We start from the raw sequence: 22,906 nt of genomic DNA on the forward strand, positions 1-22,906 counted from the left end.
GGAGTGATTCGCGTGGCCCTTCCGCACAGGTATCGACCCTCCCGTCGCGACGTCATCAGGACCGGTGCCGCGCTGGGCGCGGCCGCCGGGCTCGGTGGGGCCGCCGCCGGGACCGCCGCCGCCTCCGACGACGCGGCCGAGGACACCCGCCGCGAGCCGCCGCGCATCAAGGGGCGCGAGCGGTCCATGGCCGAGGTGCCGTTCGAGGGCTTCGAGCAGGTCTGCGTGGGCCTCATCGGGCTCGGCGAGCGGGGCGGCGGCCAGGACGTCCGCTGGGGCGCCGTGTCGACCGTCACCGCCGTCTGCGACATCCGGCCGGAGCGGGTCAGCCGCACCGTCGGGCGCATCATGGCGCAGGGCTTCCAGGACGTCGAGCCGGTCGGCTACTCCAACGGCGAGGAGGACTTCCTCAACCTCGTCCAGCGCGACGACATCGACCTGATCTACATCGCGACGCCCTGGGAGTGGCACTACCCGCAGGCCAAGGCCGCCATGGAGCACGGCAAGCACGTCGCCGTCGAGCTGCCGATCTCGCCTCACCTGGACGAGATCTGGGACCTCGTGCGCACGTCGGAGCGCACCGGCAAGCACTGCATGCTGCTGGAGAACGTCAACTACTTCCGGCCCGAGATGCGCATCTTCAACATGGCCAAGGCCGGCCTGTTCGGCGAGCTGCAGCACGCGTCCGGCGGGTACGTCCACGACCTGCGCTGGCCGTACTTCTTCGGCGGCGCCTACCACCCGGAGTACTGGCGGCGGCGCTGGCAGACCCGGATGAACGCGCTGCACTACCCGATGCACGGCCTGGGCCCGGTCTCCGCCGCCATGGGCATCAACCGCGGCGACCGCTTCGACGAGCTGGTCGCCGTCGCGTCCCCGCCGATGAACCTCGCCCTGTTCCGCGAGAACGACCCGCGGGTCGGCCCCGACCACTCCTCGTGGGATGACGACGAGTACATCTCCGGCGACCGCCACACGGCGCTGATCAAGACCGCGAACGGCTTGATGATCCGGGTCGAGCACGACGTCAACTCGCCGCACCCGTACAGCCGCGAGACCACGCTGACCGGCAGCAGCGGCGTCGTCGAGCTGGACAACGGCCGCATCTACCTGGAGTCGCTGGGGCACACCAACCACACCTGGCGCACGGGCGCGCAGTTCACCTCGATCACGGCCGCGCACGACCACTGGCTCTGGCCGGCCCTCGAGGACCTCGCCGACCAGTACGGCGGCCACGGCGGCGGTGACTTCATCGCGATCTTCCGCCTGGTGCAGCTGATGCGCCTCGGCATGACGCCCGACATCGACGTCTACGACTCGGCGGCCTGGTGCTCGGTGATCCCGCTCAGCCACGAGTCGATGAAGCGGGGCCGCATCCAGGCCGTGAAGGTGCCCGACTTCACCCGCGGCTACTGGGAGGACCCGCGGCCCACCTTCGACCGCGAACGGCCTGAGGACCCCTGGCTGGACGGCTGAGCGCTCGCCCCTTGGCCGGCGGCGGGGTGTGCGGGATGCCGGTCCCGCCCACCCCGCCGTTGCTCTGCCTTTCTAGAATTCACGCCACCGAGGTAGAATTCGAGCATGGCTCTGAGCATCAAGAGTGCGGAAGCGGATCGGCTGGCGCGCGAACTGTCCGCGGTCACGGGTGAGTCCCTGACCGCGGCGGTGGTCAACGCGCTACGCGAGCGCCTCGATCGCGAGCGTGGCGGTTCCGGTGACCGTGTTGCCCGGCGCCTGCGCGCGCTGCGCGCTGATCTCCACCGTCACGGAGCCCTCGACGAGCGCTCCGCTGACGAGATCATCGGGTACGACGACCACGGACTGCCTCAGTGAGCGGTGACTCCGGCGCGCTCGTCGTCGACACCTCCGCGGTCGTCGCCATCTTGACCGACGAGATCGGCGCCGACTGGCTGATCGACACCCTGTCCGCCGCGCGGCACCGGTTCATGGCCTCGGCCACGTACCTCGAGCTCGGCATCGTCGTCGAGGCCCGCATCGGGGCGATCGCCACCGGCGCTGCCGCACGCTTCGTCCGCGACTCCGACATCGAGCTGGTCGACGTCGATCCGCTCATCGCGGAACGCGCGCTGGAGGGGTGGCGGCTGTTCGGCAAGGGCCGTCACCCGGCCGGGCTGAACTACGGCGACTGCTTCACCTACGGCGTCGCCGTCGAACTCGGGGTTCCGGTGCTGTGCATCGGCGACGACTTCGCGCGCACCGACGTCGAGGTGCTCCGCCCGTCCTGAGCCGCCGTTCCATGAGGGCACGGCCGATCGAGCACATCGGCCGGGGTCGTGTCGAGGCTGACCGTTCAGAGTTCGTGGTGATGCCACATCGCGGAGAGCGGCAGTGCGGTCATGCCGTCGCCGAAGGGCAGGGTCTCGGTGCCCAGGTAGAGGACGTGTCCGCCGGCGAACCGGTCGCCCACACGGTCACGGAGCCAGCGGAGGTGCCGGAAGTCGGCGGCGCCCACCGACGACGATGCCTTGACCTCGATGCCGACGACCCGGCCGTCGCGTCGTTCGAGGACGAAGTCGACCTCGCGGCCGTCGTGGTCGCGGTAGAAATACAGGGAGGCACCCAGATCGCCGACGGCGAGCAGCCTGGTGAGCTCGGCGTACACGAAGCACTCCACCACAATGCCGAACTGTGGATGTCCCGGTGCCGTCAGAGCGTCGGCGTCGACCTGCAGCAGGTGTGCTGCCAGACCGGCATCGGTCGGATAGACCTTCGGCGTCTTGACCAGTCTGGTGGTGACGTTCGACGACCAGGGCGAGAGCCGGCCGGTGAGGAAGACGGTGTCGAGATAGGTCAGATAGTCGCGCACGGTGGCCTGATTGAGCTGGAGGCCCTGTGCGACGTCGGTCACCACGAGCTGGCTGCCGGCACGCGCCGTCACGAGGCCGAGCAACCGCGGCATGACCTCGGCATGTCGCACCTGTGCGAAGCTCGCGACGTCTCTCAGGACGACGGTATTGAGGTAGCCGTCGAACCAGCCCTGCCGCAGGGCTGAGGTGGGTAGCCGCAGAACCTCCGGAAAGCCGCCCGTGCAGAAGAGATCGGCATAGTGGGCTCGCCGCCACGGCGAGGCTGACGCGTCGGACAGTCGAGCAACGTCGCTGAACAGCAGCGCGCAGAAGTCGGCCGGTGCACCGGTCCGTTCCGCGACCGCGAACGGCCAGACGTCGACGAACACCGCGCGACCGGCCAGCGATTCCGAGATGGTCGGGACGGTCAGGAACCGCGTCGACCCCGACAGGACGAACTGCCCCGGTGCGTTGTCGCGGTCCACGACGTACTTGATCGCCAGGACGAGGTCGTCGCCCCCGCGCTGGACCTCGTCGATCATTCTCGGCGCCGCGCCGGCCTGTGCGAATCCGGCAGGGTCGGCGAGCGCCGACCGGAGAGTGGTGGCGTCGTCGAGCGAGCGGAACGAGCCGCCATGGGCCGCCTCGAAGAGGTTGAGCAGAGTGGTCTTGCCGGCCTGCCGCGGCCCGTTCACGACGACCACGCGGAAGGCGCCGACTCGTTCCGCCAGCCGACCCTGCGCGAGCCTTGGCACGTACGCCATGAAGCTATAATAACGAAAATTCCGCGGTTGTACTAACAGATTTTACGATCTTGAAGGCTCGATCCTCGTCAGAGACAGAGGTGGAGATCGCCGCCTGGTATGCACACAACCAGCTCCTCCGCTTCGATGGCCAGCGGCTCTCCCGTCCACGCCTGCTCACCATCGATGGTGATGGTCAGCGGGCACTCAACGGTGAACACGGGGAAGTCGGTGGCGCCGGAGTGCAGGAAGAGACCGTAGCCAAAGCGCTCGCCGACGTCCATCGCACCGCGTGGCAGGGTCCAGTTGCCGTTGTCGGTGCGACGGATCAGCAGGATCTCACCACGCTCGTTCGCGACGACGACGTTCGCCGACGGCACGAGCCGGTTCGCCGCCGGGGCGGCCGGATCGTCGAGATAGTCGATGCGCGTCACCTCGGGCTCAGGCACGAGCCGATTGTGCCGCATGGTCACGTGCAGGTGAGGCGGGCGCCGGCCCAGTCGGCGTGGTCGCCGCTGACGCCGTCGGCGGCGCCGTCGACGACGAGGTCGAGGTAGTTGACGCCGCCTACGTCGAGGTCGAGGGAGACCGGGTCGGAGAGTCCGGTGAGCACGTCGGACCGGTACAGCGAGGCGCCGTCGCCGACGACGGAGAAGCGGACCGAGCCGTAGTCGGGGATCTCGTCGTCGACGCCGAGGACGGCGGTGAGCCGAGTGCACGCTTCGCCCAGGTAGTACGACACCCGGGACTCGGCGTGGACGCCGAGGCCCTTCTCGTGCGTCACGCCGCCGACGCGGAGTGCGGCACCGTCGCCGGCGGCGTCCTCGCCGTTGCTGGTGTCGCGTTCGACCGGGCCCCAGCCGTTGGCCGCCGAGAGCCAGTCGAGGTCACTCACCCACGGCGACCCCGTCGGCGGCGCCGGCAGTGAGCGCGACGTGAAGGCGGCGGCGAACAAGGTGATCTCCGGCCGGTCCGGCAGCCGCACCGACACGACCTCCTTGCCCGGCAGCAGCCGCAGCTCGTTGTGGAACACGCGGTACGCCGTGCCGTGGTTGGCCGGGCCGGCCTGGGTGTTGCGGTAGTTCGTCGTGACGGCGATGGTCGACCCGCCGGCGTCGGGCGGCAGACAGCACCAGTTGGGCAGCCGCAGGCTCTGCCGGTCGACGGTCCCGTCGGCGTAGCGGATCTCGAACTCGCCGTCGACCTGCCCGGCCTCCGCGCCGAGCACGGCGAGGTGGGTGCCCTGCCCGCGCAGCGCGACGGTCTGCCCGGCGGTGCGCAGCCCGTTCGGCGTCCCCGGTGCCGCGGACGGCCAGGTGAAGTCGACGCCGCGGCTGGTCACCGTCGAGCCGGGGGTGACGCCGGCGGCCGCCAGCGCCTGCGCGGAGTACGAGTTGCCGCCGCGGTCGAAGTCGCCGGCCGCGGTGGCGGTGTCGTCGGTGACGGCGACGACGTTGAACGCCTCGGCCAGCGATCCGTACGGGACGGTGACGGTGGCGCCTGCGGTCGCCTCGTACCCCGACCACGACGTCACCGCGGTGAGCGTCGACCGGCCGGCCGCACCCGACGGCGGCGGCGTCACCTGCACGACGCGCGTGGCCGTCTCGCCGGGCCGGACCACGCCGACCGCCACAGACCCAGCCGTCCAGCCGGACGGGACGTCGACGGTCAGCGTCGCCCGGGGGATAGCCCGGCCGGTGCCGTTGGTGAACGACACCGTCACGTCGGACGGTGTGCCCGGCAGCACCTCCGCGGGCGCGTCCACGGACACCGTCCCCGCCGCCTCGGCAGGGTGCGCGCCGCCGACGGAGCTGGTGCCGGCCAGCCGCACGGTCAGCGCCGTGTCGGATCCGACCGCCGCCGTCTTCACCCGCACGACGGACCCGTCGAAGAACCAGCCGACAGGCGCGGCCCCGTACTCCGCCGCCGACGACAGCGCGGGCACCGAGGCGCCGCCCGCCGTCACCGACCGCGGCGCCGTCCCGGTGTGCGCGGTGATCTCGTACGGCCGCGCCGCCGCCATCCCGTCATACGACCCGGACCGCTCGCCGACCCGCACCACGACGTCGCCCCGCCCACCGGCCGGCGCGTCGACGGTGAACGACTGGGTCGACGACGCACCCGCCGCGTACTCCCGCGTCACCCCGTCGTCCTCGTACAGCTCGAACGACCCGGGACCCCACGGGTAGACGTCCAGAGTGAGTCGGTCGTCCGGCGCGACGTCGGCGTGGTTGTTCACGCCCGCCGGCCACATCGGCACCACCGACCCGGCCTTGACGAACAGCGGCAGCCGGTCCAGCGGCGCCGCGTAGCCGTCCACCGTCGCCGGCCCGGTGTAGAGCCGCCCGGTCCAGTAGTCGACCCAGGTGCCCTCCGGCAGGTAGATACCGTCGCGCACCTCGCCGTCGGTGAACACCGGCGCGACCAGGAACTCGCGGCCGGCGAGGAACTCGTGCGCCGTCGTGTCGTCCCAGGTGTTCGGGTCGTCCGGGTACTCCAGGATGAGCGACCGCGCCACCGGGGCGCCACTGCGGTGCGCCTCGGCGGCGTAGCTGTAGAAGTAGGGGAGCAGCCGCTCGCGCAGCTTCAGGTACTCGCGGTTGATCGACGTGTACGGCTCGCCGCGCGTCCACGGCTGCTTGTCGAACCCGGCCCAGCCGCTCATCGTCATGAGGACCGGCGTGAACACCTTCCACTGCAGGTCGCGGACGTAGGACTCGGCGCTGCCGCCGAAGATGCCGTCGATGTCGCCGGCGGTGAACGCCAGCCCGGAGTTACCGGACCCGTGGATCGCGGGGATCTGCCAGCGGATCGCGTCGAGCGTGCCGGAGTGGTCGCCGGTCCACTGGACGCCGCAGCGCTGCGACCCCGCCCACCCCTCGACCATCCAGACGTAGCCGCGGGCGTCGCTGTTGTCCTCGATGCCGGCGTCGGCGTCCTCGCAGGCCGTGAGCGCGTGCCGGTATCCGGCGCCGACCCAGGCGACGTCGAGCTTGCGGACCCGGACCCCGGCGGTGCCGACCTCGTACTCCTGCTCGGTGAGGTCGCGCTCGGTCCACAGCCCCAGCTCGATGTCGTGGGCGCGCAGCCCGTCGCCGGTCTCCTCCAGGTCGACGTACTCGCAGCCGTAGCCGTCGTTGACCAGCATCCAGCCGCGCGGCATGTCGTGCTGCTCGTACCCCTCGGCGACGCGGACCGCGTCGGGCGTCACCAGCTTCCCCGGCTTGGGGTCGCCGGAGTACGTCGGGCCGCTGGTGTTGTAGCAGTCGGCGTCGCCCAGCTCGAGGCCGTAGATCGGCGGCAGCAGCGGCCGCCCGGTCAGCTCGGTGTAGCCGTCCAGCGCGCGGTAGGCGTCGCCGAGCACGTAGTAGGCGTCGAACCGCTCCTCGGTGTGCGTCGACCGCACGGGCTCGCCGAACGCATAGCTGCCCGGCGCGAACGTGTTGCGCAGCACCCCGTACCCGGCCGTGCTGAGGTACCAGGGGACGGCGTTCGGGTAGCCACCGTCGTCCCAGTCGAAGTTCCGCTCGATCCGGACGGTCTGGTCGCGGTGCGAGAACCGGCCGTTCTGCATACCGCCGCCGAGGAACTGCTCGGTCGCGCCGCGGCCCAGCGTCTGCGTGGTCGCGCCGCTCTCCCACGACAGCGGCGCGGTCTCGGCGAACAGAGTCTGGCCGTCCGGCGTCGCGGCGGAGATCAGGATCGGGTCCTTGCCGACGGTGACGACGGCGCCGTCCGTCCGCAGCTCCCAGGCGGCCCCGGTCTCGACGACCTCAGGCGTCGGCCCGGCGCCGTCGTCGCCGACGACGATCCGCGCGTCGGGCGCCGCCGGGTCGGACGGCGGCGTGCCGGCCGGATCGGTGAACCCGCCGTCCGGCGCCAGCTCGACCCGGAACACGTCGTCGTCGAGGAAGGTGATGCGCAGCCGTGCGTCGCCCGAGGCGAACGTCGTGGCCGCGCCGTCGGACGTCACGTCGTCGACGGCGCCGAGCTGCTCGGGTGCGGCCGTCGCGGCCGGGGCGACGCCCACCAGCGTCGCGGCGACGAGTGCGGCCGCCCCGATGGCGGCGGACAGGGAGAGGCGAGTGTCGGGGGCCACGGCTACTCCTGCTCGATATGGCTCGAATTGAGCGAAAGTCGTTCAGGTTTAAGCAACGTGGGACGACAATGGCGTGCCGGATTCGTACTGTCAATAGGGGTATGTGCCGGAGCCGGGTCAGGCCGCGTCGACGGGCGCGACGCCGCTGATGCGGTGGACGGCGAACGAGCGGACCTCGCCGCTGCGGTGGTCGAACGCCGACAGCCAGCCGCCGTCGATGCGGGCGGGGTCGACCAGGCGCTCGGTCGTGGCGCCGTGCTGGTCGACGTAGCCGATCCAGACCGTCGTGCCGGTCTCGAGCGCCTCGCGCAGGTCGGCCAGCGTCGTGGCGGCGGTGGTGCGGCCGAGGTGCCCGCGCGCGCCGTCGGCCGGCCGCTCCGCGCGCGAGCGGTCGCCGGCCCGCAGCGCCCGGACGGCGGCGCCGAGCAGCGTCTCCTCGGGCGCGGTGAGCTCCGCCAGGCCCGGCCGCGGCGCGAACCGCGTCGTCGACCGGCGTGGCTCGGAGTGGCCGATGACGATGGACCCGTCGGCGGCCTCGGGTACCGGGCTGAAGCCGAGCAGTCGCAGCCGCTCGACCAGCGTGTTCGCCGCGATCGACGATGCCAGGACGGTGGGCGCGAGCCGTCGCAGGCCCAGGCTGGACGAGCGCGGGTCGGCCATGATCGCGGCCAGCACGGCCTCGTCGTCGCAGCGGACGAACGCCGACGCGGCGCCGACCCGCAGCTGCCCGTGCGTGCGCGCGACGTCGTCGACGAGGTACGTCAGTGGCTGCGGCACCGGGGTGCGCGAGATGGTGGCCAGGAACGCGTGCACGTCGGCGGCGGTGCGGCCGGCGTCGAGCGCCCGGCGCAGCGAGCCGGCGGTGAACCGGTGCACCGACGCGCCGCCGCGGCTCTCGACGTCGGACAGCAGGCTCAGCTCGCGCTCGAGGTCGGCCCGCAGCGGACCCGGCGCGATCGCCGTCAGGTCGGCCTGCAGCAGCACGTGGTCCAGCGGCTGCGGCAAGCTGGAGCGCACGGCGTCGGCCGCCGCCGTCACGGCCCGCTCGCCGCTGCGACCCTCGAGGAACGGCCGGGCGAACGACGCCAGCGCGCCCATGCCGGTGAGCCCGAGCTGCTCGGCCTCGCGCAGCGTCCAGCGGACGAGGTCGTCGCGGAACCGGCCGGCCCGGCGCGGCCGCCGCCACTGCAGCGCAGCCAGTACGCCGACGAGGTCGGGCGCCCAGCCGGCGGGCAGCCCGGCGAGCTCCTCCAGCGCCAGCCGGCGCACCTCGGGCGCGGCGGGACGTTCGAGGTCGCGGCCGAGCGGCGGGATCGGGCGGTCCTTCTCGTCGCGCGACCCGGCCAGCCCGGCGACCCGGCTGGTGGTGAGCCACGCCTGCGCGAGGACGGCCCAGCGGCGGGACGGGTCCTCGCGCCGCCAGGCGTCGAACTCAGGCGTCGGCAGCCACACCTCGTCGGCGTTGCCGACGGCCAGCAGCCCGGCGGCGTAGGCGGCCTCGGCGATCAGCGCCGCGCCGGCCTCGTCGGTGTCGAGCAGGTCTGGCAGCCGGCGCAGGTCGCGCACGCCGAGCCCGCCGGTGCGCAGGACCGGCGGTGGCTCGGCCGCCCAGGTGTCGAGCAGCAACTCGACCTTGCGGGTGAGGTCGAACGCCCCGGCGCCGGCCGTGCGGTCGACGGTGTCGGGCGCGCGCTCGGTGACCGGCGGCGTCGGAGGGGCCGGCTGAGGTTCGGTGTGCACGCGGCCGCCGCGCAACTGCAGCGCGACCTCGCGCGGCAGCACCACCGTCGTCGAGTCGACCGGCACCAGCAGCCCCACCGCCAGCAGCAGGTCGATCGGCGTCCGTGCCGTCTCGCGATGCACCTCGCGCAGGGCGTCGTCGATGCGGCCGGTCGGCGGGCCGGGGGTCAGCGCCGCGAGCGCCGAGCGGGCGTCGTCGGTGAGCTCGTCCAGCAGCGCCGTCAGGGACGACGGATCGGTCAGCACCGCCGCGACCACGTCGACGTTGCCGGCGTGGTCGGCGGCCGGGGTGAGCCCGAGACCGGCCATGATCGACGCCAGCCGCGACGGCGACAGCGCGAGCAGCGCCTGCCTGGCGGGCGGGCCGAGGCCGGCCGGATGCGGCCCGACGATCTCGTGCACGATGCGCGGCAGCCGCAGGTCGTCGTCGGGACCCCAGACCAGCGCCTGCGTCCGCAGCGTCCCCAGCGCGTCGTCGACCACGGCGGCCCGGGCACCGAGCGCTGCCCGTAGGCCGGCCGGGCTCACGGGTGCCGGTAGGATGATCAACGCGTCGACGACCTGCAGCGTGAACCGGTCCAGCCGGTCCAGCGCCCGCACGGCCGACGCCCGGGTGGTCGCCCGGGAGGCCAGCTGCGAGACGTCGGCGGGCACCGGGACCAGCAGGTCGGGCCGGGCGCGCAGCAGCGCCGCCAGCTCGTCGTCGGCGCGGGCGCGCAAGTCGTCGGCAAGACTGCGCGGAGCCGAGTCGTTCCCGGTCATCCGCTCTACGGTACGGCGTGCATCTGGCGTGCTGCGAATCAGAGCTTGCGCAGTCTCTCCAGGAGTTCGGCGCTGCGCTCGGCGGCTTCGACCCGGGCTTCGATGTCGGCCGCCTTCAGCTCCGCGGTGATGTCGGGATCTACGGGAACCTCGAGGGGCTTGCGTCGTTCGACAGTCACATGCGCGACATTACCGGCCGGCCCGAAACCGCCCAACCCCCCATCCCATCGTTCGGGTCGGTGTTCCGCTTTGCCGCGTTGTGTCCGATCCTCGGGTCGGCCAAGATGCATTGCCATGACCCAGCTCGACCCTCGGCAGGCGCGGACGCGATACCTCATCCTGCTCGCGCTGCGCTGGCTGCCGTCCGGCATGCTGCTCCCGGTCCTGACGCTGCTGCCGCTGGAGCGCGGGCTCACCCTCTCCGAGCTCGGGCTCGCCGCCGCTGCCCAAGGCCTCGTGGTGTTCCTGCTCGAGCTGCCCACCGGTGGACTGTCCGACGCCCTCGGCCGCCGCCCGGTGCTGGTGGCGTCCGGCCTGGTCAGCCTGGCCGGGTTGGGGTTGATCTTCGTGGCTGACTCCTTTGCGGTGTTCGCCCTCGCGTTCGCGGTGCAGGGGCTGTATCGAGCGCTCGACAGCGGCCCGCTCGAGTCCTGGTACGTCGACACCGTCCAGACGATCGACCCCGATGCGGACCTCTCCGAGGGCCTCTCACGCGGCGGCACGGCCGCCGGGGTGGCGATGGGCGGTGGCGCGCTGCTGGCGGGCGGGCTGGTCGCGCTCGGGCCGATCGGCTCGGTCGAGGCGCTGGCGGTGCCCGTACTGGTGGCCGCGGCGTTCCGGATCGTGTCGGTGCTCGCGACGATCAAGCTGCTGGCGGAGCCGGGTCAAGCGACGGGTTGGCGAGCGTCGCTCACCGCCGCGCGGGAGGTGCCGGGCGTCATCACCGGGAGCCTGCGGCTGCTGCGGGGGTCGCGGATCCTCCAGGCGCTGGTGTGCATCGAGCTGTGCTGGGGCATCGGCGCCATCGCCTACGAGTCGCTGACGCCGATCCGGATGGCCGAGGTGCTCGACGACGCCGACCGCGCCGGCGCCATCATGGGCCCTGCCGCCGCCGCGGCGTGGCTGGCGTCGGCGGGTGGCGCGGCCCTGGCGCCGGTCATCTCGCGGCGCCTCGGCGTCGCGGCGACGGCGGCCACGGCGCGCTTGGCGCAGGCCGTCTTCATCGCGACCATGACCCTGTTCGCGGGGCCCGCCGGGTTGCTGGTGGCCTTCCTGGCCTGCTACTTGGCCGACGGCGCATCGAGCCCCATGCACATGACGCTGCTGCACAAGGAGGTGACCGGCGCGCACCGGACCACGATGGTGTCGCTGAGCTCGATGGTCTTCCAGCCGGCTGCGGCGATCGGGATGCTGGTGCTGACGAACGTCGCGGAGTCGGCGTCGGTCACGGCCGCCATGGTCGTCGGCGCGGTGGTCATCGCGCTGGCCGTGCCGCTGTACCTGCCCGCGTACCGGGCGGAGAAACGGGCCGAGCCGGCCGCCGACCCCGGAGGGCCGGCGACCGGCTCGGTCGGGTAACCGGCTCAGTCGGCCAGCAGGCGCGGGCCGACCCCGGCCAGTTCGCTGGCGGCCGCCTCGGCCAGGACGCGGTCACGCGCGGCCGGCGCGTCGATGCCGTCCTCGATCATCCGGCGGGCGATCAGGCCCGCGACCGCCGGCGTGGCGAACGACGTGCCGGACCAGACCGCGTGCCCGCCGGTGAACTCGGCCGTCACACCGCCGTGGTACTCGTAGGTGCCGTTCGGGAACGGCACGGTGACGTCATCGCCGGGCGCGTAGACGTCGACCCAGTCGCCGTGGTTGGACCAGTCGGCACGGGCCGAGCCGTCCTCCGTCAGGCCGCCGACGCCGGTGACCCAGTCGAAGGCGGCCGGCCAGAACTTCTCGTCCGAGCTGTTGTTGCCGGCCGCAGCCACGACGACGGTGTCCGGGTGCGCCGCCAGCACCTCGTCGCGGAAGGCGGCGAACGCCACCGACGCGACGTGCTCGCGGGTGTACATGCCGGCCTGCAGGCTGACGACGTCTGCCCCGGACTCGACCGCCGAGGTCAGCGCGCCGACCACCGTCACTTCGTCGACCGCGCCGCCGACCAGGCAGCTGTCGACGTGCACCGCCGTCGACTCGGCGCCGGAGACGGCCAGCAGGCAGGCCGCTGCCGCGGTGCCGTGGCCACCGTAGGGCTCGATGCGGTCGGTGCCGTCGGCGTACACCTGCGCGTCGGCCCGCGAGTCACCGCTGACGGCGCTGAACCGGGCGTAGCCGGCCTCGTCGGCGAGGACGTGGACGAATCCGGTGTCCACGACCGCAACGCCGACCCGCCGGTCACCGACCGGCTCGGGCAGGTCCCGGACCGGCCCGTCGGACGGCACCGGCTCGGTGGCCGGGCACATCGCCGAATGCACCTGCGAGTCGAGCACGTGGTTCGGCGTGACCAGGTCGTCGCGTCCGAGAGCGGCGGCAAGCGCCTCGGCGAGGTCGGCCGCGTCGCGGTCACCGACCTCGAGGACGCGGAGGTTCGCAGGCCCGGCCGTGACCTCCGGTCGCGGCTGGCCGATCGCGTCGAACGCGTCCAGCGCCGCAACGAGGTCGGCGGCGCGGCAGATCAGCTGGCCCTGCCGGTACAGGTACTCCACGCCGACCCCCGACTCGTGCCAGCGCACCCCCAGCTCGAATCCGTCCGGCCGGCGGGCGATATTGCGGTGCAGCCGCTGGACCTCTTCCATCAGCCGGTGGTTCTGGTCGAACATCGCGTCCGGCGACGCGGTGCCGGACGGGGTCGTGGTCGGGGAGGGATGCGCCATGGTGACTCCTGCGGGTCAGGTGGCGGAGATGGATTCTGGCAACGTACCCCCGCCACCCTGACCGTTCAAGACCCATATGCCCCGATATCGACTCAGATGACGAGTCGGGGGCCCGTGTGCGGCAGTGCGCCGATGGCCGCCTCCTGCAGCACGATGTGCCGCGCGACCGGTGCCGACACTTCGCGCTCGATCATGCGCCGAGCGATCAGCCCGGCCACGACCGGCGCCGCGAACGACGTGCCCGACCACAGCGCGTGGCCGTTGCTGAACCGCGCCGACGTCTGGTCGATGTAGTCGTAGCGGCCGTTCGGGTAGGGCACGACGGTGTTCTCGCCCGGCGTGTAGGCGTCGACCCAGTAGCCGAAGTTGCTCCACGGGGCGCGATAGTCGCCACCGCGGGTCAGTGCGCCGACCGCCGTCACCCAGCTGTACGCCGCCGGCCAGAACGGCACGTCGGTCCCATGGTTGCCGGCGGCAGCGACGACCACCGTCTCCGGGTGCTTGCTCAACACTCGGCGGTAGAACATGTCGAACGACTTCGGCGTCGTGCCGTGCCTGGCGTAGAGGCCCGCCTGCACGCTGACGACATCCACGCCCGCGCGCACTACCGTCTCGAGGTCTTCGACGATGGCCAGCTCGTCGACCGCGCCGCCGAGCAGGCAGTCGCGCACCTCGACCTTGACCGAGTCTGCGCCGGACACGGCCAAGAGCCGGGCCGTCGCCGCCGTGCCGTGACCCCCGTACGGCCGGATCTCATCGGTGCCCTGGACGTAGACGTCGTCGTCCGGCTCGAATTTCGTCACCGCCGAGAACCGGCCGAAGCCGGAGTCTTTGGCGACGTCGGGCAGATACCCGGTGTCGACGACGGCGATCGTCGGCCGTCCGGGGCCACCCGGCTCCCCGAGCACCGGGATCGGGCCATAGGACGGCACCGGCTCGGTGGCCGGGCACATCGACATGTGGATCTGAGCATCCAGCACGTGGTTGGGTGCGACGATGCGCTCATCGCCGAGCACGTCGGCCAGCCGAGCGGCGAGCTCGGCGGCGTCGGTGTCGGGGAGGTGCAGCACCGCGAGACCAACCGGTCCTTCCGACACTTCCGGGCGGTCGATCCGCAGCTGATCGAACGCCTCCAGCACGGTGTCGAGGTCGCGCTCGTCACAGATCAGCTGTCCTTGGCGGTACAAGTACTCGATCGCCGTCTCGTCGCGGTTCCAGCGCGCGGCGAGGTCGAACCCCCGTTCCTTGGTGCGCCGAGCGCTGTTGTCGCGCAGTCGCTCGAACTCCTGATGTAGCCGTTCGCGGTCCTGTTGCATCGGATTCCCCCAGCCGTGATTCGGGCAAACGACTACATGTCTAGCATCAGGGGATGGTCTCGGGAAGAGCGATCAACGGAGCGGATGCAGAGGCACTTCCCGCGTTGGCCATGTCGAGTCCGGGGGAGGCCGGGCGGCAAGCGGCGCGCGTGCTCGTAGGTAGCGCCTCCGTCCTAGACCGCACGTATGCACTGCAGGCGCTGGCGATCATCGAGCGCGAGCGGGGCGAGGTTGCACGCGCGATCCGGACCATCCGGCGAGGTATCCGGATCAGTCGCAGCGGCAGTTTGACGACGCGGACGGCGGATCTGGAGGCCAGTCTTGGCACGATCCTCGCGCTCGCCGGTCGACGTCGGGCGGCCTTCGCGGCGTTCGCGAGCGCGCTGGCGGCGGTGGGCGAGCCAGAGAACGCTCGTGTCCTCGTGCGCCGTGCCGCCGCGCACTACCTGTTCGGTGACTTCGAACAGTCTCGGGGCGACAGCCAACGGGCGGCGGTCATCCTGGAACGGTACGGGGACGTCGGCTGGCAGGCTCGCGCGAGAAGCAATCTCGCTGGCGCGATGGTGGCCTCAGGACTCATGCTGGAGGGCGATCGTGAGTTCGCGAAGGCTCAAACCCTGGCTGAGTCTGGCGGAGAGCACTACCAGGCGACGATCATCGTGCAGAACCGTGGCGACACTGCCCATCGTATGGGGGACCTGCCGCGGGCGTTGCGGCTGCTCTACGATGCGCGTCGGAGGTACGAGGAGCTGGGCGTCGTCCCGCCGGAGGTGTTGCGCGACCTCGCGGTGGTCCAGCTGGCGGCCGGCCTGACCGAGGACGCCGCCACGACGGCGGATGAGCTGGTGGCGGTCCTGGACGGGGCGCGGGACTCCGCCCTACGGAGGTCCGACGGGTTCATCGCGGCCGCCATCGTGCACCTGGCCGCGGGCAACGCCGGCCGCGCCGCCGATCTGGCGCGGAGGGCCGCAAGGTCCAGCCGCCGGCAGGGGCACGACGACGCGGAGCGGCATGCGCGGATCGTGGTCCTGCGCGCACAGGCGGAGGCCGGCGCCGTCACCAAGCGGCACGCCCGGGCGGCCGCCGAGCTGGCGGCGGAGCTGACCGACCGGTTCGCCTCCGAACGCCTCGACGCGCTCGTGCTGGCGGGGCGGCTGGCCTTGGCGACGAAGCTGCCGGACCTGGCGGAGGAGGCGCTGCGGACGGCGGCGGCCGGGCGCCGCGGGCGCGGGTCGGCGCTGCGCCGGGCCACCGGCTGGTACGCGCAGGCGCTGCTGGCCGAGTCCGCCGGCGACCGCCGGGCGATGCTGCGCGCCTGTGGCCGCGGGCTGGACGTCCTCGACACGCACGCGCTGTCGCTCGGCGCGACGGAGCTGCGGGCCCGGGCGACGATGCACGGCAGCGACCTCGCGGCGCTGGCCACCCGGCGGGTCGCCGTCGACGGGTCGGCGCGGCAGCTGCTGCGCTGGACCGAGCGCTGGCGCGGCACCCTCCACTCGCTGCCCTGGCCGGAGGCCCGACACGACGCCGAACTGGCCGCCGAGCTGGGCCGGCTGCGCGCCGTCGGCAGCCTCATCGGCAGCCACGCCGACGAGGCCGAGCGGCGGCGCATCGAGGAGCGCATCCGCCGCCACGTCCACGGTCGCGACGCCGCGGCTCCCGCCGGCCCGGCCGTCCGCACTCCGACGACGGGCCGCCGCCGGCTCGACGTCCGCGAACTGCTCGACACCCTCGGCGACCGGACCCTGGTGAGCATCGTCGGCCTGCGCGGCGGCCGGTTCCACGCCGTCGTCGCGCGCGGGGGACGGTTGAAGCACGTGGTCGCGGGCGACGCCGGCGCGGCGCTGAACGAGGTCGAGTACGCCAAGTTCGCGCTCCGCGGCGCCGCGCTGGCCGCCGACGCCGTCGCCGGGGTGCTGCTCGCGGCCGCCGAGCCCGGCCTCGCTCGGCTGCAGGAGACGATGCTCGGCCCGGCGGTCCGCGAGCTGGGCGACGGGCCGGTGGTGCTGGTGCCGCCGTCGACGATGCAGTCGGTGCCGTGGGGGGCGCTGCCGGCGCTGCGCGACCGGGATGTGACGGTGGCGCCGTCGGCGACCGCCTGGCTGCGCGCCCGCACGAGCACGCCACCGGCGGACCGGCGGGTCGCGTTGATCGCCGGCGCCGACCTCGCATCGTCGGGTGCGGAGGTCGGCGTGCTGGCCGGCGTCTACACCGACGCGACCGTGCTGACCGGCGACGACGCGACCGCCGACGCCGCGCTGGCCGCGTTGGACGGGTCCTGGCTGGCGCACGTGGGCGCGCACGGCCGCTACCGCGGTGACAACCCGATGTTCTCGTCGCTGGAGCTGGCCGACGGCCCGCTGACGGTGTTCGACATCGAGCGGCTGCAGTCGCCGCCGTACCGCCTGTTGCTGACGGCGTGCGAGTCGGGCGTCGGCTCGCCGACCGGCGCCGACGAACTGCTCGGCCTGACGACGTCGCTGTCGGCGCTGGGCACCGCCGGGCTGCTGGCGACCGTCGTCCCGGTCAGCGACGCCGCGAGCGTCGACCTCAGCCTGGTCGTGCACGAGCGGCTGCGCGCCGGCGACGACCTCGGCGCGGCGCTGCTGGCGGCCCGCCGGGCGGCGGCCGGAGCCCGCGACCGGGCCACGGCGTGGTCCTTCCTCGCCCTCGGTGGCGCGTGACCCCAGCCAATGCCGACCGGCGAGGTCCAAGGCGGCGGCGAGTCCCAGAGGGGAAAGGAAATGCGTAGTGACCTGCGTCACACATCGGCCGCCGGTGACCGCGTAAGGTGATCGCCGTGCCCCTCACCATCGGTTTCGACCTCGATCTCACCCTCGTCGATTCCGCGGAGGGCATCACCGTCTCGATGACCGAGGCGTTCCGGCGGGTCGGCGTCGTCATCGACCCGCGGCGGTTGACGCCGATGATCGGCCTGCCGCTCGACACCACGCTCCGCGCGTTCGTCCCGGACGACCGCGTCGACGAGGCCCGGGACATCTACCGCGAGCTGTACCCGACGATGGGCATCCCCGGCACCAAGCCGCTGCCCGGCGCCGTCGAGGCCGTCGACGCCATCCACGCGCACCACGGCATCGTGCTGGTCGTCAGCGCCAAGATCGAGTCCGCGGTCCGTGCGGTGCTGGCGCACGTCGGCCTGCCGGTCGATGACGTCGTGGGCGAGCGGTACGCGGAGTCCAAGGGTGCGGCGCTGCAGGAACGCGGCGCGGACGTCTACGTGGGCGACCACCCGGGCGACATGATCGGCGCGCGCACGGCCGGCGCCTACGCCATCGGCGTCACGACGGGCGGGCACGACGCGGTCGCGTTGCGCGAGGCCGGCGCCGACGTCGTCTTCGCCGACCTGCTCGACTTCCCGTACTGGCTCGACGACTACGTCGGCGCCCCGACCTGACCCGTCATCGGGCGCGGTCCGTGTGGTTGAGGGTTCTGGGTTGCCGGGGCGACACATTTCCCGCAACCATCGTGACGGCGGGGCGAGTGCTCCAAGATCAACGCGGATCGGGAAGCAGTTCCGGCCTCAGAGCACCAGGCGCCGCAGCAGCCGGTCCAGCTCGGCGGCCGGGTCGTCGGTGAGTCCGGCGTGTACCGGCCCCGGCTGCACGATCGTGCTGCGCGGCGCCGTCAGCCAGCGGAACCGCTCGCCGATCGCCGTCGCGCCGACCGGCCCGGCCGACTCGGGTGCGGTGCAGGTCGCCGCGTACGCCTCGACCGCCGCCGTGATCGCCTCGACGTCGGCCTCCGGGTCCAGCGCGCGCAGCCGGTCCGGGTCGACGTGGGTCGCGGCGGCGAGGTAGCCGGCCTTCTGGCTGTAGACGAGGACACCCGCGTTGACGAACTCGGCGCGGTCGATGCGCGGGACGGCCCGCAGCACGGCGTACTCGAACGCGATCATGCGCCACCCGCCGGCAGCCAGGCCGACGACGCCGCGGCGCGGGCGGCGAGGTGGTCGGCGTAGACGGCACGGACGGCGTCGGGTTCGGCGCCGTCCATGCCCGGCACCTCGGGCAGCCAGTCGTCCGGCACCAGCGTCAGGATCTCCTTCAGCACGGACGGCGTCACCTGCGGCGCCAGCGCGGCGTCGACGGACGGCAGCCGGTCGGCGGCGAACGCCAGCACGTGGTCGTCGATCGCGTACGGCCGCGCCGCGAACGCCTCGACCCCCGGCCAGGTGTGCTGGAACAACAGGGCCGCGCCGTGGTCGATCGCCCACAGCTGCCCGTGCCACGTCAGCAGGTTCGGGTTGCGCCAGCTCCGGTCGACGTTGACGGTCAGCGCGTCCAGCCACAGCACCTTCGCCGCGTCGTCGGCGTCGGCCCGCCGGCCGTGCCCGTCGTAGCCGAGCGAGCGCGGCAGGAAGTCCATGCCGAGGTTCACGCCGACACTGGCCAGCAGCAGCGCCTGGATCTCCGGGTCGGGCTCTCGCCGCGCGATCGCGTCGTCGAGGTCGACGAGCACGAGGTCGGGCACCCGGATGCCCAGCCGCCGGCCCAGCTCGCCGACCACGATCTCCGCGACCAGCGTCTTCGGGCCCTGCCCGGCGCCGCGGAACTTCACGACGTACGTGCCGAGGTCGTCACCCTCGACCAGGCCCGGCAGCGAGCCGCCCTCGCGCAACGGCTCGACGTAGCGGATCGCGCGCACGACGGGCAGTCCGGTGTGCACCGTCACCGCGGGAACGTGGACCATGGGCGACGACGGTACGTCATCGGATTGATCGCCCCCGGAGAGGCCTACTTGCCGTCGGCGGCCTTAGCCTCGATCCGTGGACTGGCTGGCTGGTCGTTCGGTGTGGTGACGAAGAAAGTGCCTTCTGTGCAGGGAGGATCTGGATTGTCTAGGTCCTGATCGCCACTGCTGCGGAAGGCACTCTCGGTGCGACTATCTCACGTCTGGTCGAAGGCGATGCCGAGGTTCGATGACGAGAATCTCGTGTCGTGCGCGGGGCTGGTGCCGGTGATGGCCTTGGCCGAGCAGGCTGGCCTGTCCGAGCTGATCTCGTCCAAGGTCGCGGTCGGCTCGGTGAGGGTGAAGTCGGCCGGCGTGAACCCGGCGGGCAAGATCACCTCGATCGTGGCGGGGATGGCTGCCGGCGCGGACTGCATCGACGATCTGGACGTGGTCCGTTCCGGCGGGATGGGCCGGTTGTTCGGCGGCGTGTATGCGCCGGCCACGCTGGGGCAGTTCCTGCGGGAGTTCACCCATGGCCATGCCCTGCAGTTGGCCTCGGTCGCGCGGGCGCATCTGGTCGGCCTCGTCACGACGACGGGGCTGTTGCCCGGGATCGGGACTCGGGCGTTCGTCGACATCGATTCGCTGCTGCGCCCGGTCTACGGGCACGCCAAGCAGGGCGCCAGCTTCGGGCACACCAAGATCGCCGGGCGGCAGGTGCTCCGCAAGGGCCTGTCGCCGCTGGCCACCAGCATCAGTACCGAGCACGGTGCGCCGGTGGTGGCCGGGATCCGGCTACGGGCCGGGCGGGCCGGTTCCGGGAAGGGCGCGGCGACGATGGTCGCCGAGGCGATCCGGACCGCCCGCGCCGCCGGCGCGGCGGGTGAGATCCTGGTCCGCGGTGATTCGGCCTACGGCAACAGCGTCGTCGTCGGCGCCTGCGTGAGGGCGGGGGCCCGGTTCTCCGTGGCGCTGACCAAGAACCGTGCGGTGAGCAGGGCGATCGCGACCATCCCCGCCGACGCGTGGACACCGGTGCACTACCCCGGCGCGGTCGTCGACCCGGACACCGGGCAGTTGATCTCCGACGCCCACGTCGCCGAAGTACCGTTCACCGCGTTCGGCTCCAAGGCCAAGAAGCACCAGGTCACCGCCCGGCTGATCGTGCGCCGGGTCCGCGACCGCGCCAAGACCGATGAACTGTTCCCGGTCTGGCGGCACCACCCGTTCTTCACCGACAACACCGAACCGACCGCCGACGCGGACATCACCCACCGCGCGCACGCGATCATCGAGACCGTGTTCGCCGACCTCATCGACGGGCCGCTGGCCCACCTGCCGTCTGGCCGGTTCGCCGCGAACGCCGCCTGGGCGACCTGCGCCGCGATGACCCACAACCTGCTCCGCGCCGCCGGCACCCTGACCAGTCCGCGGCATGCCGTCGCGCGCGGCGCGACACTGCGCCGACAGATCGTCACCGTGCCCGCCCGGCTGGCCCGCCCGCAACGCCGCCGCGTGTTGCACCTGCCCACGCACTGGCCCTGGGCCCAGCAGTGGACCCGCCTCTGGAACCACGTGCTCGCCACCGGGCCACCCGCCGCGGCGGCCTGACCGTCGACCACCGCCCGCACCGGGCCCCGACCGGACACCGACACGTGGAAGAGCTGGGCAGACCAGCCGACCAGCCCTGCCCACGACCCCGATCAAGATCAACAGTCAGGAGCGAAGATCACCCGATAGCCCTTCCACGGATCGAGGCTTAGGCTGGAGGCGTCTCCCGCGGCTGCGGGAGGACTGTCCGGTCCCCCCGACACGAAGAGGTCAGCCGTGCCAACGGGCAAGGTCAAGTTTTTCGACACCGAGAAGGGCTTCGGCTTCCTCTCGAAGGACGACGGCGGCGACGTGTTCGTGCACTCGTCCGCTCTGCCCGCGGGCGTGACCGCCCTCAAGCCGGGCCAGCGGGTGGAGTTCGGAGTGGCCGAGGGCCGCCGGGGCGAGCAGGCGCTGTCGGTACGCGTCCTCGACCCGCTGCCGTCGGTGTCGGCGGCCACCCGCAAGAAGCCCGACGACATGGTGACCATCGTCGAAGACCTCATCAAGCTGCTCGACGGCCTGTCGAACACGTACCGGCGCGACCGGCACCCCGACCAGCGCACGTCGCGCAAGGTCGCGACGGTGCTGCGCGCGGTCGCCGACGACCTGGAGCTCTAGGCCGGACGTCACTCCTGGGCGCGCTCCGGTGGCGGGGCCGACGGTGTCGGCCTGCGCTCCGACGGGCGGACGCGTAGCGCGAACACCAGGCCGCCGATCATGACGAGGGTCGCCACCGTCATGCCCAGCCACGGGATCAGCGGCAGCACGATGCCCACGCCACCGCCGACCACCCAGCCCAGCTGCAGCAGCGTCTCGGAGCGGGCGAACGCGTTGGACCGGTTCTTCTCCGGGACGTCGCGCTGCACGATCGCGTCCAGCGACAGCCGGCCCAGCTGCTGGGCGAACCCGGCGGCGAGCCCGACCAGGATCACCGTCAGCAGGTTCCAGAAGACGGCCGTGACCAGCGTGCTCACCGCGCCGAACCCGACCAGCGCCAGCACGGTGCGGTCGGGACTTCGCGCTTGCACGAGCGCGCCGACAGACGAGCCGGCGGTGCTGCCCAGCCAGGCGGCCGCCGCGACGATGCCCAGCAGGAGGAGGTCGTCGAGCCCGGCGACCGGCTCTTCGCGCAGCACGAACGCCATGAACATGGTCATGAAGCCGGACAGCCAGCGCAGCGTCGCGTTGGCTCGCAGCGCCCGCACCACCGACGGGCCGACGCGGAACTTGCGCGGCTTGCCGGGCACGCTCGCGGCCGCGTCGTCGCCGTCGCCCTCGGTGAGCGACGCCGGCTCCTCGCCGATCGAGAGGTCGACCTTCTTCGGCAGCAGGATCGCCAGCACCGTCGTGCCGACGTAGGCGAAGAACGCCGCCCGTAGCGGCCAGTCGTCGCCGATCTGCGCCAGCCCGATGCCCACCGGGGCGCCGATCAGCGTGCCGAACGTGGCCGCCAGTTGCAGCCGCGAGTTCGCCGCCACCAGCGTCCAGCCCTCGGGCAGCAGCCGTGGCACCGCGGCCGCCCGGGCGACGGCGTACGCCTTCTGCCCGACGAGGACGCCCAGCGCGGCCGGATAGAGCCAGATCCCGCCGTCGATGACGGCATCGGCCGCCACCCAGGCGAGGAACCCGCGGCTGGCGGCGGTGAAGCCGATGGCCCACCGCCGGCCGTGGCTGAAGCGGTCGAGGAACGGGCCGAGCACTGGCGCGACGACGGCGAACGGCGCCATGGTGATCAGCAGGTACAGCGCGACGTTGCCGCGCGCCTCGGAGGTGGAGACGGAGAAGAACAGCGTGCCGGCCAGCGCCACCGTCACCAGCGCGTCGGCGAAGGAGCTGGCGGCGTTGAGCTCGATCAGCCGGGACATGCCGGTCTTGCCGGCGCCCTTCGCCTCGGCGGCGCGATGCAGCCGGTCGGCGCTGAACCTCGCCGCGCGCGATGTGCCGGAGGCGGCGGTCTTGGCGGCCCGGCCGGTCGCACCGGCAGCGCGGCGGACTCGCTCGCCGGGGGTCGGCGGGGGCGGAGGCGGCGGCAGTGCCCGGGTGTCGCCGTGGCCGCCCGCCGCCCCGGGGTCGGTGGGGGCGTCGCCGCCGGCCGGGCGGTCACGGCCGGAGCCGGGCGCGCCGGACCCGGGCGGCAGCTCGCGACCGGCGAACGGCGACTCGTACCCCCCGCCGTCGTCGCGCGCGCCACGGCCCCCGCCCTCGCCGGGCGGGCCGGCGAACGGATCCGTCTCAGCCACACACCCATCCAACCGCATCGGTGCCGCCGGACCCGAAGATGTCCCCGCATCGG

18 protein-coding genes and 1 pseudogene are annotated in these 22,906 nt (G+C 72.8%); 8 read left to right on the forward strand and 11 right to left on the reverse strand.

Translation table 11 applies throughout. The features are described from left to right. The first annotated feature begins 12 nt into the window (after positions 1-12). From BLV05_RS08815 to BLV05_RS08825, 3 genes are all read left to right on the forward strand, one after another. The gene (locus BLV05_RS08815) at positions 13-1,476 is read left to right on the forward strand and encodes a Gfo/Idh/MocA family protein (RefSeq protein ID WP_052762988.1); all 1,464 of its coding nucleotides are present in this window, start codon (positions 13-15) and stop codon (positions 1,474-1,476) included. 105 nt (positions 1,477-1,581) lie between these two features. Continuing rightward, the gene (locus BLV05_RS08820) at positions 1,582-1,833 is read left to right on the forward strand and encodes a type II toxin-antitoxin system VapB family antitoxin (protein ID WP_082155680.1); all 252 of its coding nucleotides are present in this window, start codon (positions 1,582-1,584) and stop codon (positions 1,831-1,833) included. Then, positions 1,830-2,246, forward strand: coding sequence for a type II toxin-antitoxin system VapC family toxin (locus BLV05_RS08825; protein WP_046771811.1), 417 nt, complete (start codon positions 1,830-1,832; stop codon positions 2,244-2,246). The genes BLV05_RS08820 and BLV05_RS08825 overlap by 4 nt, the downstream gene beginning before the upstream one ends. Before the next feature lie 65 nt (positions 2,247-2,311). Here BLV05_RS08825 and BLV05_RS08830 read toward each other — a convergent pair whose 3' ends face one another. From BLV05_RS08830 to BLV05_RS36500, 5 genes and pseudogenes are all read right to left on the reverse strand, one after another. Continuing rightward, positions 2,312-3,571 carry an ATP-binding protein gene (locus tag BLV05_RS08830; protein ID WP_046771810.1) on the reverse strand — a complete coding sequence of 420 codons (1,260 nt, stop codon included), beginning with the start codon at positions 3,569-3,571 and terminating at the stop codon, positions 2,312-2,314. 248 nt (positions 3,572-3,819) lie between these two features. Then, a pseudogene (locus tag BLV05_RS38540) lies at positions 3,820-4,017 on the reverse strand (NUDIX domain-containing protein); the annotation flags it as partial. A 2-nt stretch (positions 4,018-4,019) separates the two neighbouring features. Then, complete coding sequence (locus tag BLV05_RS08840; protein ID WP_083421295.1) at positions 4,020-7,649, reverse strand: NPCBM/NEW2 domain-containing protein; 3,630 nt, start codon at positions 7,647-7,649, stop codon at positions 4,020-4,022. A 117-nt stretch (positions 7,650-7,766) separates the two neighbouring features. Further along, a complete protein-coding gene (locus tag BLV05_RS08845) occupies positions 7,767-10,151 on the reverse strand; it encodes a helicase C-terminal domain-containing protein (protein WP_046771808.1) in 2,385 nt (794 codons plus the stop codon). A 38-nt stretch (positions 10,152-10,189) separates the two neighbouring features. Beyond that, the gene (locus tag BLV05_RS36500; RefSeq protein WP_157574734.1) at positions 10,190-10,330 is read right to left on the reverse strand and encodes a hypothetical protein; all 141 of its coding nucleotides are present in this window, start codon (positions 10,328-10,330) and stop codon (positions 10,190-10,192) included. 115 nt (positions 10,331-10,445) lie between these two features. On the opposite strand from BLV05_RS36500, the gene BLV05_RS08850 reads away from it, so the two are divergent. Beyond that, positions 10,446-11,729 (forward strand): MFS transporter, encoded by a 1,284-nt coding sequence (locus BLV05_RS08850; protein WP_063932630.1) that lies wholly within the window; start codon positions 10,446-10,448, stop codon positions 11,727-11,729. A gap of 5 nt (positions 11,730-11,734) precedes the next feature. Here the strand turns inward: BLV05_RS08850 and BLV05_RS08855 are convergent, their stop codons facing one another. From BLV05_RS08855 to BLV05_RS35680, 3 genes are all read right to left on the reverse strand, one after another. Then, positions 11,735-13,012, reverse strand: a complete 1,278-nt coding sequence (locus BLV05_RS08855; RefSeq protein ID WP_046771807.1) for a S8 family peptidase — start codon at positions 13,010-13,012, stop codon at positions 11,735-11,737. Between the two features lie 92 nt (positions 13,013-13,104). Next, positions 13,105-14,328, reverse strand: a complete 1,224-nt coding sequence (locus tag BLV05_RS08860; RefSeq protein ID WP_046771806.1) for a S8/S53 family peptidase — start codon at positions 14,326-14,328, stop codon at positions 13,105-13,107. 173 nt (positions 14,329-14,501) lie between these two features. Further along, on the reverse strand, positions 14,502-14,813 hold the full coding sequence (locus tag BLV05_RS35680; protein ID WP_152691008.1) for a hypothetical protein: 312 nt from the start codon (positions 14,811-14,813) through the stop codon (positions 14,502-14,504). A 204-nt stretch (positions 14,814-15,017) separates the two neighbouring features. On the opposite strand from BLV05_RS35680, the gene BLV05_RS08865 reads away from it, so the two are divergent. Then, positions 15,018-17,012 (forward strand): CHAT domain-containing protein, encoded by a 1,995-nt coding sequence (locus BLV05_RS08865; RefSeq protein WP_052762987.1) that lies wholly within the window; start codon positions 15,018-15,020, stop codon positions 17,010-17,012. Between the two features lie 116 nt (positions 17,013-17,128). After that, on the forward strand, positions 17,129-17,743 hold the full coding sequence (locus BLV05_RS08870) for an HAD family hydrolase (RefSeq protein WP_160312809.1): 615 nt from the start codon (positions 17,129-17,131) through the stop codon (positions 17,741-17,743). A gap of 126 nt (positions 17,744-17,869) precedes the next feature. Here the strand turns inward: BLV05_RS08870 and BLV05_RS08875 are convergent, their stop codons facing one another. Both BLV05_RS08875 and BLV05_RS08880 read right to left on the reverse strand, forming a co-directional pair. Next, entirely contained in the window at positions 17,870-18,244 is a 375-nt protein-coding gene (locus BLV05_RS08875) for a DUF3037 domain-containing protein (protein ID WP_046771803.1), read from the reverse strand. Next, entirely contained in the window at positions 18,241-19,038 is a 798-nt protein-coding gene (locus BLV05_RS08880; RefSeq protein ID WP_046771802.1) for a HipA family kinase, read from the reverse strand. The genes BLV05_RS08875 and BLV05_RS08880 overlap by 4 nt, the downstream gene beginning before the upstream one ends. 186 nt (positions 19,039-19,224) lie before the next feature. On the opposite strand from BLV05_RS08880, the gene BLV05_RS08885 reads away from it, so the two are divergent. Both BLV05_RS08885 and BLV05_RS38545 read left to right on the forward strand, forming a co-directional pair. Continuing rightward, a complete protein-coding gene (locus BLV05_RS08885; RefSeq protein ID WP_172860593.1) occupies positions 19,225-20,631 on the forward strand; it encodes an IS1380 family transposase in 1,407 nt (468 codons plus the stop codon). A 216-nt stretch (positions 20,632-20,847) separates the two neighbouring features. Next, positions 20,848-21,231 (forward strand): cold-shock protein, encoded by a 384-nt coding sequence (locus BLV05_RS38545; protein WP_046770188.1) that lies wholly within the window; start codon positions 20,848-20,850, stop codon positions 21,229-21,231. A gap of 8 nt (positions 21,232-21,239) precedes the next feature. Here BLV05_RS38545 and BLV05_RS08895 read toward each other — a convergent pair whose 3' ends face one another. Continuing rightward, positions 21,240-22,853 carry an MFS transporter gene (locus BLV05_RS08895; protein ID WP_063932590.1) on the reverse strand — a complete coding sequence of 538 codons (1,614 nt, stop codon included), beginning with the start codon at positions 22,851-22,853 and terminating at the stop codon, positions 21,240-21,242. Between the last annotated feature and the right edge of the window lie 53 nt (positions 22,854-22,906).

The organism is Jiangella alkaliphila (genome assembly GCF_900105925.1).
Classification (GTDB): Bacteria; Actinomycetota; Actinomycetes; order Jiangellales; family Jiangellaceae; genus Jiangella; species Jiangella alkaliphila.